We start from the raw sequence: 11,926 nt of genomic DNA, 5'->3' as shown, positions 1-11,926 counted from the left end.
CAGCGCCGATGGTAGTTGGGGGTTTCCCCCTGTGAGAGTAGGACGTCGCTAGGCAAACGGAAAGTCTTCCCTGTGTGGGAAGGCTTTTTTTGTCGTCCAGAAAAGCAAAAGCGAAGGGAGAGGATCCCAAGGGCATCAAGAGCAAAGAGCCAGAGACTTAAAGGCATAAAAGGCAAAAGGACAGTGACCTTAGTGCATTCAGTGCCTGGTCTGGAGGATCAATAAATTAAGATTCCTTCTTTTCTCAAGAAAAATTTCATCAATTCCCCTGAATAATTCCTTCACCAGCCCAGCCACCACTCAGTATTCCTTCAGGAACCCATGGAATCCCGGTATCCAGGTTCTTTATTCCATTCATATTGAGCACACCTTCATCATTCTGGTCTTTGACATGATTTCAAAATTCCACTCCCTCACATGATAGCCAATGATAATGAGCGTAAGAGCTCTCTTTTACCTGTATCGTAGCCCTCAATTGCACATAAACTGAAATGTGTTGTATAATCATAGTCAAAGATAGTCAAAGTCAAGGCGAAGGAGGTGGCATGGTGAAAAATATTTCAGATATAATTGAAAACTATTTGAAAGAGGTTTTAGAAAAGAGCGGCAGTGAAATAGTTGAAATAAAGCGCAGCGAGATTGCTGAACGCTTCCAGTGCGTCCCTTCGCAGATCAATTATGTGATGAAAACCCGTTTTACAATTGAAAGTGGTTATGTTGTTGAGAGTAAGCGGGGCGGCGGAGGGTATATACGTATTATAAAAGTAAAAAGTGATGATCATGCTCACTTGATTGACCAGATTTTAGAGATTTTGCAGCCGTCAGTTTCACAGGCTGCAGCAGAGAGTGTTGTATTCAGGCTCATAGATGAAGATGTGATTTCAAAACGAGAAGCAAAACTGATGCTTAGCGCAATGGACCGGTCTACTTTGAATGTCCCGCTGCCTGTCAGGGATGACGTAAGAGGACGTATTCTGACCGCTATGCTAACTGTTTTAAAATACCAATAAGGTCGCGGGGTGATCGATATGATGTGTGAGCAATGCCAGGAGCGGCCAGCTGCTGTTCATTTGAAGAACATAGTGAATGGTAAGAAGACGGAAGTACATTTATGTGAAGTGTGCGCTCAGGATAAAGGCGAAGCTTTCATGAATGATGATAGTGCTTTTTCATTTAATCATTTACTTGCGGGATTGTTGAACGTTTCTCCTGTTATGAAGCAGAGTCAGCCTCAGCAAAACCATCGCCATACAGTGGAGTGCAGCGGCTGTCAGATGACGTTTGAACAGTTTTTAAAGATTGGTAAGTTTGGCTGTCCTCAATGTTATGAATCGTTCAGGGATCAGCTGCCGCCCATTCTAAAAAGGCTGCATAGCGGTAATACTGTGCATCAGGGCAAACTGCCTGAACGGCAGGGCGGTACAATTCATATGAAGAGAAAAATATCTGAGCTCCGTTCAGACCTGAAGTCATTAATTGAACAGGAAGAGTTTGAGCAGGCTGCAATGATACGTGATCAGATCCGCTTTCTTGAAAAGGAGATTCATGATGAAAGGGGCGGTGGTGATGAGTCTTGAGAAATTTTTAAATCAGGCGGTCAGCTCCTGGATGAATGAGGATGGTCCTTTTTCTGAGATTGTTCTTTCAACAAGGATCAGGCTGGCGAGAAACCATAATCAATATGCATTCCCCACTGTATTTACGAAAGAAGAAGCTGAACAGACAGCTCAGGCGGTAAGTGCTGCTGTAAAAGAGACAGGATATCCGCTTGAGGAATTGAAAATGAAAGATTTACAGGGGCTTGAAAAAAGGGTGCTGGTTGAGAAGCATTTGATCAGTCCGAATTTGGCTGAAGATACAAGCTCATCATCTGTATGGCTGTCTGATGATGAAGATATCAGTCTGATGGTGAATGAAGAAGATCACATTAGAATTCAGTGTTTATTTCCAGGTCTTCAGTTGAAGGAAGCCCTGCGAAGAGCGCTTGAAATTGATGATGCACTTGAAGAGCATTTTGACTATGCCTTTGATGAGAACTTCGGTTATCTGACAACGTGCCCGACAAATGTTGGGACGGGATTGCGTGCATCTGTTATGATGCATTTACCAGGATTAATGATGACGCACCAGATGAACCGGATTATTCCTGCAATTGGACAATTTGGTCTTGTTGCAAGAGGGATTTACGGGGAAGGCAGCGAAGCTTTAGGTAACATCTTTCAGATTTCCAACCAGACCACGCTTGGCAAGTCAGAAGAAGATATCACTGAGGACCTGCTGCATGTAGTCGATCAGATTATTGCCCAGGAGAAATCGGCCAGAGAGGCGCTTGTGAAATCTTCAGGTATTCAGTTAGAGGACAGAGTTTTCCGTTCATATGGTACGCTGCGTTACAGCAGGGTGCTGGAGTCAAAGGAAGCAGCGAAATGTCTGTCTGATGTTCGCCTTGGGATAGATCTTGGTTTTATCGAGAATGTGTCGAGGAGCATTTTGAATGAGCTGATGATTTTCACGCAGCCAGGATTTTTACAGCAGTATGCAGGAGGTTTCCTGCGTCCTGTGGAAAGAGATATCAGACGGGCTTCGCTGATCCGCGAGCGTCTGGAGATGGATGTAAGTAAAGATAAAGGAGGATCAGACATATGATGTTTGGACGATTTACAGAGAGAGCACAAAAAGTATTAGCATTAGCACAGGAAGAGGCGATCCGTCTTTCCCATTCAAATATCGGTACTGAGCATATCCTTCTTGGTCTCGTTCGTGAAGGAGAAGGTATTGCAGCGAAAGCACTGCAGACGCTTAACTTAAGCACAACGAAAATTCAGGAAGAAGTTGAAGAATTAATCGGTAAAGGGACAGAGCAGTCACCGAGCGTTCACTATACACCGAGAGCTAAAAAAGTCATTGAACTTTCAATGGATGAGGCACGTAAACTTGGTCATTCTTATGTAGGAACTGAGCATATTCTGCTTGGCTTGATCCGTGAAGGAGAAGGCGTGGCAGCACGTGTGCTGAACAACTTGGGTGTAAGCCTGAATAAAGCACGCCAGCAGGTCCTGCAGCTTCTTGGCAGTAATGAAGCAGGTGGACAGCAGGCTTCAAATGCTAGCGCAAATACACCAACGCTTGATGGTCTGGCACGTGATTTAACAGTAATTGCACGTGAAGGCAGCCTTGACCCTGTCATTGGCCGCAGCAAGGAAATTCAGCGTGTCATTGAAGTGCTAAGCCGACGTACGAAGAATAACCCTGTACTAATCGGGGAGCCTGGTGTCGGTAAAACAGCAATTGCTGAAGGGCTGGCGCAGCAAATTGTACAAAATGAAGTACCGGAAATCCTGCGTGACAAGCGCGTCATGACACTTGATATGGGTACAGTCGTTGCGGGAACGAAATACCGCGGCGAATTTGAAGACCGTTTGAAAAAAGTAATGGATGAGATTCGTCAGGCCGGTAATGTCATTCTGTTCATTGATGAGCTTCACACGTTGATCGGCGCAGGGGGAGCAGAAGGTGCGATTGATGCTTCTAACATCCTGAAGCCGTCTCTTGCCCGCGGTGAGCTTCAATGTATTGGTGCGACAACGCTTGATGAGTACCGCAAGTATATTGAGAAGGATGCAGCGCTTGAGCGTCGTTTCCAGCCGATACAGGTTGATGAGCCGACTGCAGAAGAATCAGTGCTGATTTTAAAAGGGCTGCGTGACCGTTATGAAGCCCATCACCGTGTATCAATTACAGATGCAGCAATCGATGCAGCGGTAAAAATGTCAGACCGTTATATTTCTGACCGATTCCTGCCGGATAAAGCGATTGACTTAATTGATGAAGCAGGTTCGAAAGTGCGTCTGCGCTCATATACTACACCGCCAAATCTGAAGGAGCTTGAAGCAAAGCTTGAAGGCATCCGTAAAGAAAAGGATGCAGCGGTTCAGAGCCAGGAATTTGAAAAAGCGGCTTCTCTTCGCGATTCTGAGCAGAAGACAAAAGAAAAACTCGAAGAAACGAAGAAAGTGTGGAAAGAAAAGCAGGGTCAGGAAAATACTGAAGTCACCGTTGAAGATATTGCACACGTGGTTTCTACGTGGACGGGTGTACCGGTATCACGACTTGCTGAAACTGAAACACAGAAGCTTCTTCACCTTGAGGATTCACTTCACGATCGCGTAATCGGTCAGGAAGATGCGGTTACCGCAATTGCAAAAGCTGTACGTCGTGCACGTGCGGGACTGAAGGATCCGAAGCGTCCAATCGGTTCATTCATTTTCCTTGGACCAACCGGTGTTGGTAAAACAGAACTTGCCCGCGCACTAGCTGAATCAATGTTTGGTGAAGAGGATGCGATGATTCGTATTGACATGTCAGAGTATATGGAAAAACACTCGACATCACGTCTTGTCGGTTCACCTCCAGGCTATGTAGGCTATGAAGAAGGCGGACAGTTAACTGAAAAAGTACGCCGTAAGCCATACTCAGTCGTGCTGCTTGATGAAATTGAGAAGGCACATCCTGACGTATTCAATATTCTTCTTCAGGTGCTTGAAGATGGGCGTCTGACAGATTCTAAAGGCCGTACAGTAGACTTCCGTAACGTTGTTCTGATTATGACGTCAAATGTGGGTGCAAGCGCACTGAAGCAGAATCGCAATGTAGGTTTTGCGGTACAGGATTCCAGTCATGATTATAAGGACATGAAAGGTAAAGTGCTTGAAGAACTGAAGCGCGCATTCCGTCCGGAGTTTCTGAACCGTATTGATGAAACAATTGTATTCCATTCTCTTGAAAAGAGTCACTTAAAACAGATTGTCTCATTAATGGCAGAAACGCTCGTTAAACGTCTGAAAGAAAAAGACATTGACCTGGTTATTACAGAAGCAGCAAAAGAGCAGATTTCAGACGAAGGATTTGATCCTGAATATGGTGCGCGTCCACTGCGTCGTGCCATTCAGAAACATATCGAAGACCGCTTGTCAGAAGAGCTGCTGAAAGGAAATGTCCTCGAAGGCTACAGAGTGGAAATTGATTATAAAGATGGCGAATTTACAGTATCACGTAAAGAAGAAGCAGATGTAACGCAATAATGTCAAAAGGTGCACGTGTTTAGTAAAAAGGCACGTGCACCTTTTCTTCATGAGGAATGATCTACGCAGGTATGTATTTATAAATATCTCACTTTTTTAGATGGATTTTTTCAAGCTGTCCCTTGTACGGAAAGGGACAGCGATTGTTAAAGGAGGACCATTTTAAGTGGCTAAAAAGAAATCCAAGTTTATGTGTAACTCATGCGGGTATGAATCTGCTAAATGGATGGGTAAATGTCCGGGCTGCGGTGAATGGAATACGATGGTTGAAGACGTCACCATCACTGGTAAACAGCCAAGAAAGTCATTTACGCATACACCTGAAGGCAGTCAGGCAAAAGCTACTCCGCTTGTGAAAGTAGAAACGCTCGAAGAAACGCGCGTAATGACTAAAATGCGTGAGTTAAACCGTGTGCTTGGCGGCGGTGTTGTACCGGGTTCGATGGTGCTGATCGGTGGAGATCCGGGTATTGGAAAATCTACACTGTTACTTCAGGTATCATCACAGCTTGCTGAGACAAAAAATAAAGTGCTTTATATTTCAGGTGAAGAATCAGTCAAACAAACGAAGCTGCGTGCAGACCGTTTGAGTGTGACCTCGGAAGAACTGTTAATTTATGCAGAAACGAACCTTGAATCCATTCACCACGCTATTGAGCAGGTGTCCCCTGATTTTGTCATCATTGATTCAATTCAGACCGTTTATCATCCCGAAGTCACTTCAGCGCCTGGCAGTGTCACGCAGGTTCGTGAGTGTACAGCAGAGCTGATGCGTATCGCGAAAACGAAAAATATCGCGATTTTTCTTGTAGGGCATGTAACAAAAGAAGGTTCAATTGCAGGTCCGAGAATTTTAGAGCATATGGTAGATACAGTACTCTATTTTGAAGGGGAACGTCACCATACGTACCGGATTCTGCGCGCTGTTAAAAACCGTTTTGGCTCAACGAATGAAATGGGTATTTTTGAAATGCGCGAAGAGGGACTGCGGGAAGTCGAAAACCCATCTGAGATATTCCTTGAAGAGCGTTCCCAGGGGGCAGCAGGTTCGACAGTTGTTGCATCTATGGAAGGCACGCGTCCGATTCTTGTTGAAATTCAGGCATTGGTTACGCCAACAAGCTTTAACAACCCAAGAAGAATGGCGACTGGTATTGACCAGAACCGTGTTTCACTGCTGATGGCTGTGCTTGAAAAGCGTGTCGGTCTGATGCTGCAAACCCAGGATGCGTATTTAAAGGTTGCTGGTGGTGTGAAACTTGATGAGCCGGCAGTAGATCTGGCTGTACTTGTCAGTATTGCTTCAAGCTACCGTGATCAGCCGCCGAAGCCGTTTGACTGTATGGTTGGAGAGGTTGGACTGACCGGAGAAGTAAGGCGTGTCTCAAGGATTGAACAGAGAGTGCAGGAGGCAGCGAAGCTTGGTTTTAAACGTGTGATTATTCCTGAAAATAATATCGGCGGATGGACATTCCCGGATGGAATTGAAGTCATAGGCGTGTCGAATGTAGCAGAAGCATTAAAGAAAACACTGGAGGGATAGACAATGGACAATCGGAGAAGAAAGCGCCCGTCAGCCGACGTCATTCGGCTCGTATCACCGGGGACACCTTTTAGAGAAGGCATTGATAACGTACTTCGGGCAGGAACTGGCGGTCTGATTGTCGTCGGATGTAATGATAAGATGAAGCCGCTTGTAGACGGGGGCTTTCAAATCCATTGTCCTTTTTCCCCGACTTATCTGTACGAACTGGCAAAAATGGATGGCGCCATTATATTGAATGAATCCGGCAGTAAAATCCTCATTGCGAATGCCCAGCTGAACCCGAGCCCCATGATTCCTTCATCAGAAACCGGGATGCGTCACCGGACAGCTGAGCGGGTAGCGAGAGAGACGGATTCGCTTGTGATTGCTATTTCGCAGCGGCGTAATGTCATCACACTTTATAAAGGAACCTATCGCTACGCTTTAAAAGAAATTGCAGTTATTCTGGCTAAAGCAAACCAGGCGCTGCAGACACTTGAAAAATACCGCACTGTTCTTGATCAGAGTCTGTCACATTTAACACTGCTTGAATATGAAGAAGCTGTTACTTATAACGATGTACTTCAGGTAATACACCGGTTTGAAATGGTCATCCGGATTAAAAATGAACTTCTTATTTATCTGAATGAACTCGGATCTGAAGGCAGGTTGGTGAGGCTGCAGCTGAATGAGTTACTTGCTGACCTTGAAAAAGAAGGGGTCATGGTGATTCGTGATTATGCCTGCGACGATCATGCAGCAGCACAGGATATGTATGCGACTTTTTCAGAAGAAGTATCATCAGAAGTGATGGAGGATGAATCGATCATGAAGCTGCTTGGGCATCCATCTTCTACCGAATATGAAAGTCAGGCAGAACCAAGAGGCTATCGCGTGTTAAATAAAATTCCGCGTTTGCCAATGACCATCATTGAGAACATTATCGGAGATTTTGGTACGCTGGATAAATTGAAAGGCGCATCTGTTGAGGAGCTCGATGAAGTAGACGGAATCGGAGGAATCCGTGCAAGAAAAATTAAACAGGGACTGAAATCTGTTAAAGAACAGTCGCTGGCGGATCATTAACAAAAATTGGTTTGTAAGCTGAGATATACTATGATATGATATTTCGTTTTGTTTAAATTGACTTGCTTATTATAGTCATGCTACTCTTTTCACAAGCTTTACAAATAGAAAAAATTTCATCTTAGGAGGTGAAGGAATGTTAAAACGAATTATTCAAGTCTGTTTCCTGATCGTTGGAGGAACATTGGGTGTATTTTTATTACCTGAATTAGTTCTCATACCTTTTAATCTTGATTATGCACTTTTAAACAACCCTTATGTGACCGCGATTTTAGGAGCAATCATCTTTTATGCTATGACATTCTGGGCCATTAAGTATGTTGTTAATTTTATCAAATGGGCGGAGGATTCATTGATAAAAGCACCGGTAACCGATATTTTATTTGGTGCACTCGGGCTGATTATCGGTCTGATTACAGCTTTCCTTCTTGGGGTGGCGGTCAATGATATTGAGATTCCGATCATCAATACAGTTGTCCCGATTCTTCTGACATTGATCCTTGGTTATTTGGGCTTTCAGGTTGGTTTTACGAAAAGAGATGAATTGGTACAATTATTCTCAAGAGGTGGTTCAACGAAAAGGCTGGAAGAATCAGCTGCCAAGGAAGTCAGTGATGTACCGGCTTCAAAACGCCACAAAATTCTTGATACGAGTGTGATTATTGACGGACGGATAGCAGATATTTGTCAAACGGGATTTTTGGACGGTGAAATTGTTATTCCTCAATTTGTGCTTGGTGAACTGCAGCATATTGCGGATTCATCAGATGCATTGAAGCGTAACAGAGGACGCAGAGGACTTGATATTTTAAAAAGAATTCAGCGTGATATTCCGATTCAGGTGACCATTTATGAAGGTGACTTTGAAGAAATACAGGAAGTTGACAGCAAACTTGTCAAGCTTGCAAAAGTATTGAATGGTATCGTTGTAACTAACGATTTTAATCTTAATAAAGTGTGTGATTTGCAGGATGTGCAGGTATTGAATATCAACGATTTGGCGAATGCTGTAAAACCTGTTGTGCTTCCGGGAGAAGAACTGCACGTTCAGATGATTAAAGATGGTAAAGAACAGAATCAGGGAATTGCATACCTGGATGACGGCACGATGATTGTGGTTGAAGATGGAAGAAACTTTATCGGTAAACATATCAATGTCGTTGTGACGAGCGTACTCCAGACATCTGCGGGACGCATGATTTTTGCGAAGCCGAAATCTCATGAGAAAGCATTGTAAAGGGAGTAACAAATGATGTACGAAGTAATTATTCCGGCAGCTGGCCGGGGCAAGCGTATGGGAGCGGACCGCAACAAGCTGCTTCTTGAACTGAAAGGTGTCCCGGTTATTATTCATACGCTGCGTGTGTTTGAGCAGGATTCATCATGCAGCGGGATTATTCTTGCGATCCATCCTGAAGACAGAGGGACGCTTGAACAGTTAATGCAGCAATATCACATAACAAAAGTGACGCATATGGCAGAAGGCGGTGCTGAACGGCAGCACAGTGTGTATGAGGGGTTGAAGGCAGCCACAGCAGAGATCGTAATGGTTCATGATGGTGCCAGGCCTTTTATCAAACAGACTGTGATGAACGAGCTCGCAGAAGCTGCTGAAACTAATGGTGCAGCGATTGCAGCGGTTCCTGTGAAGGATACAATTAAAAAAGTGAAGAATGGTATTGTGACAGAGACAGTTGAACGCTCAAGCCTGTGGTCAGTGCAGACGCCTCAGGCTTTTCAGCTCGAACTGCTGTTAGAAGCCCACAAGGCTGCGGCGGATTCAGCTTATCTGGGGACAGACGATGCCTCCCTGGTTGAAAAAACCGGCGGAAAAGTAGCGGTCATTGAAGCGGATTATGATAATATTAAGCTGACTACAAAAGAAGATCTTGTTTTTGCTGAAGCTATTTTAGCTAAAAATGATTAATAGAAAGGGGAAACTGCCATGTTTAGAATTGGACAAGGCTATGATGTCCATCAGCTTGCAGAGAACCGCCCGCTGATTATCGGTGGCGTAACCATTCCTTACGATAAAGGTCTGCTCGGACATTCAGACGCAGACGTACTGCTTCACGTCGTTGCAGATGCGGCACTTGGCGCGATCGGTGAAGGTGATATCGGACGCCATTTTCCGGACACAGATGCAGAATTTAAAGATGCCGACTCAAAAAAACTGCTTCAGCACGTCTGGGGAATTGTCAGAGAGAACGGCTATCGCTTAGGAAACATCGACTGTACGATTATTGCACAACAGCCAAAAATGGCACCTCATATCGGGGACATGCGCAAAGTAATCGCGGAATTGCTCGAAGCATCTGAGAGCCAGGTAAACGTTAAAGCAACAACAACTGAAAAACTCGGCTTCGAAGGACGCGAAGAAGGAATCGCAGCACAGGCGGTTATACTTTTACAAAGAACATAAAGTGTATAGCGGACTTATGACGTTAGAAACTTTGAGATTCTAATAGACAGGGCTTTTAAGAAACACACTTTGTTAAATGCACAGCGTTGATCGCAGTGGAAGGCGGTGACTCGGGATGGTGGTGCCGCAAAACGGTCCTCAGTCCGGAAAGCGTCCGCCTGAAACGGAGATCTAACGCCAATATATTAAGTAATCATTCTAGGAGGATTTTTTATGTCTACAGACATTCGTGTACGTTACGCACCAAGCCCAACAGGACACCTGCATATCGGGAACGCAAGGGCAGCATTATTCAACTATTTATTCGCAAGAAGCCATAATGGCACATTCATCATCCGTGTGGAAGATACAGATACAAAACGTAATATCGAAGGCGGAGAAGAGTCGCAGCTTGAATATCTAAAATGGCTGGGCATTGACTGGGATGAAAGCATCGATGTAGGCGGCGACTACGGTCCATATCGCCAGTCAGAGCGTAATGACCTGTACAAAAAGCATTATGATGACCTGCTTGAGCGCGGGCTTGCGTATAAGTGCTATTGCACAGAGGAAGAGCTTGAAGCAGAGCGCGAAGGACAAATTGCGCGCAGTGAAATGCCGCGTTACAGCGGAAAGTGCCGCAACCTGACAGATGACGAGCGTGCAGCACTTGAAGCAGAAGGACGTAAGCCAAGCATCCGTTTTGCTGTTCCACAGAGTAAAACGTATACCTTCAATGACATCGTAAAAGATGATGTTTCTTTTGAAAGCGATGGAATTGGTGACTTCGTTATTGTGAAAAAAGACGGGATCCCGACTTACAACTTTGCAGTAGCGGTTGATGATCACTACATGAAAATCTCTCACGTACTGCGCGGAGATGACCACATTTCAAATACACCGAAGCAGCTGATGATCTATGAGGCGTTTGGCTGGGAGATTCCGAAGTTTGGCCATACGACACTGATTGTGAATGAAGAGCGTAAGAAGCTGAGTAAGCGTGACGGCTCAATTATTCAGTTTATCGAACAGTATAAGGATCTTGGCTATCAGCCGGATGCGTTATTTAACTTTATTGCACTGCTTGGCTGGTCTCCAAAAGGGGAAGATGAGCTATTCTCTAAAGAAGAGCTGATTGAGCGCTTTGACGCTGACCGCCTGTCGAAATCACCGGCAGTATTTGACACGAAAAAGCTTGAGTGGATGAATAATCAATATATGAAGAATCTTGACCTTGATGAAGTTGTTGCGCTTTCGACACCGCACCTTGAGGAAGCGGGAAAGATCCAGAAAGACCGCACACCTGAACAGGAAGAATGGGTGCGCAAGCTTGTCGGGCTTTATCAGGAGCAGATGAGTTATGGCGCTGAAATTGTTGCGCTGTCTGAACTGTTCTTTAAAGATGAGATTGCTTATGACGAGGAAGCGAGTGCAGTTCTTGCTGAAGAGCAGGTGCCTGAAGTCATGGCAGAACTCAGCCGCCAGCTTGAAGCGCTTGAAAACTTTGAAGCAGCGGAAATTAAAAAAGCGATCAAAGCTGTACAAAAGGAAACGGGACATAAAGGTAAAAAGTTATTTATGCCAATCCGTGTTGCGGCAACCGGTCAGACGCACGGACCGGACCTTCCAAGCGCAATTGAAGTACTGGGCAAAGAAAAAGTGCTTACACGTTTGAGCAAGCTCACTGATTAACATTTTAAAAAGAATAGTATATAGTATGTCTATAGATCATTTTAAAAAAGCTGATTATATTTAATCAGTCAACGATAAAAAAAGCTTTGAGAGGGAGAAGTAAGAGGAATAGAAGCGCCGAAAGAGAGAACCGCCACTGGC

10 protein-coding genes and 1 other annotated feature (1 of these 11 running past the window's edge) are annotated in these 11,926 nt (G+C 44.7%); all 10 genes read left to right on the top strand.

Features of this window, described 5'->3' with window-relative positions:
* Positions 1-548 precede the first annotated feature (548 nt).
* On the top strand, positions 549-1,010 hold the full coding sequence (locus E2626_RS15535; protein WP_134382817.1) for a CtsR family transcriptional regulator: 462 nt from the start codon (positions 549-551) through the stop codon (positions 1,008-1,010).
* Positions 1,011-1,028: 18 nt separating this feature from the next.
* The gene (gene mcsA / locus E2626_RS15530; protein WP_134382815.1) at positions 1,029-1,577 is read left to right on the top strand and encodes a protein-arginine kinase activator protein McsA; all 549 of its coding nucleotides are present in this window, start codon (positions 1,029-1,031) and stop codon (positions 1,575-1,577) included.
* Positions 1,567-2,646 (top strand): protein-arginine kinase McsB, encoded by a 1,080-nt coding sequence (gene mcsB, locus E2626_RS15525; protein WP_134382813.1) that lies wholly within the window; start codon positions 1,567-1,569, stop codon positions 2,644-2,646. The genes mcsA and mcsB overlap by 11 nt, the downstream gene beginning before the upstream one ends.
* Complete coding sequence (gene clpC, locus E2626_RS15520) at positions 2,643-5,081, top strand: ATP-dependent protease ATP-binding subunit ClpC (RefSeq protein ID WP_134382811.1); 2,439 nt, start codon at positions 2,643-2,645, stop codon at positions 5,079-5,081. Before mcsB ends, clpC begins: the two co-directional genes overlap by 4 nt.
* A 166-nt stretch (positions 5,082-5,247) precedes the next feature.
* Positions 5,248-6,624 carry a DNA repair protein RadA gene (gene radA / locus E2626_RS15515; RefSeq protein ID WP_134382809.1) on the top strand — a complete coding sequence of 459 codons (1,377 nt, stop codon included), beginning with the start codon at positions 5,248-5,250 and terminating at the stop codon, positions 6,622-6,624.
* A 3-nt stretch (positions 6,625-6,627) separates the two neighbouring features.
* Positions 6,628-7,692, top strand: a complete 1,065-nt coding sequence (gene disA / locus E2626_RS15510; RefSeq protein WP_134382807.1) for a DNA integrity scanning diadenylate cyclase DisA — start codon at positions 6,628-6,630, stop codon at positions 7,690-7,692.
* A gap of 136 nt (positions 7,693-7,828) precedes the next feature.
* On the top strand, positions 7,829-8,929 hold the full coding sequence (locus E2626_RS15505) for a PIN/TRAM domain-containing protein (RefSeq protein WP_134382805.1): 1,101 nt from the start codon (positions 7,829-7,831) through the stop codon (positions 8,927-8,929).
* Between the two features lie 12 nt (positions 8,930-8,941).
* Positions 8,942-9,619, top strand: a complete 678-nt coding sequence (gene ispD, locus E2626_RS15500; RefSeq protein ID WP_279587264.1) for a 2-C-methyl-D-erythritol 4-phosphate cytidylyltransferase — start codon at positions 8,942-8,944, stop codon at positions 9,617-9,619.
* An 18-nt stretch (positions 9,620-9,637) separates the two neighbouring features.
* Complete coding sequence (ispF, locus tag E2626_RS15495; protein WP_134382801.1) at positions 9,638-10,114, top strand: 2-C-methyl-D-erythritol 2,4-cyclodiphosphate synthase; 477 nt, start codon at positions 9,638-9,640, stop codon at positions 10,112-10,114.
* Positions 10,115-10,327: 213 nt separating this feature from the next.
* Entirely contained in the window at positions 10,328-11,785 is a 1,458-nt protein-coding gene (gene gltX, locus E2626_RS15490) for a glutamate--tRNA ligase (RefSeq protein WP_134382799.1), read from the top strand.
* Positions 11,786-11,862: 77 nt separating this feature from the next.
* Positions 11,863-11,926: a binding site (T-box leader), on the top strand; it runs 150 nt beyond the window's last position.

It is taken from the genome of Jeotgalibacillus salarius, assembly GCF_004405125.1.
Taxonomy (GTDB): Bacteria; Bacillota; Bacilli; order Bacillales; family Jeotgalibacillaceae; genus Jeotgalibacillus; species Jeotgalibacillus salarius.
Note: the sequence above shows the minus strand (reverse complement) of the source record. Positions and strands in the feature narration are given on the sequence as shown.

Coding starts and splice junctions, on each gene's coding strand:
- disA (WP_134382807.1), top strand. CDS start 6,628: ATGGACAATCGGAGAAGAAAGCGCCCGTCAGCCGACGTCATTCGGCTC.
- mcsA (WP_134382815.1), top strand. CDS start 1,029: ATGATGTGTGAGCAATGCCAGGAGCGGCCAGCTGCTGTTCATTTGAAG.
- E2626_RS15505 (WP_134382805.1), top strand. CDS start 7,829: ATGTTAAAACGAATTATTCAAGTCTGTTTCCTGATCGTTGGAGGAACA.
- gltX (WP_134382799.1), top strand. CDS start 10,328: ATGTCTACAGACATTCGTGTACGTTACGCACCAAGCCCAACAGGACAC.
- ispD (WP_279587264.1), top strand. CDS start 8,942: ATGATGTACGAAGTAATTATTCCGGCAGCTGGCCGGGGCAAGCGTATG.
- mcsB (WP_134382813.1), top strand. CDS start 1,567: ATGAGTCTTGAGAAATTTTTAAATCAGGCGGTCAGCTCCTGGATGAAT.
- ispF (WP_134382801.1), top strand. CDS start 9,638: ATGTTTAGAATTGGACAAGGCTATGATGTCCATCAGCTTGCAGAGAAC.
- clpC (WP_134382811.1), top strand. CDS start 2,643: ATGATGTTTGGACGATTTACAGAGAGAGCACAAAAAGTATTAGCATTA.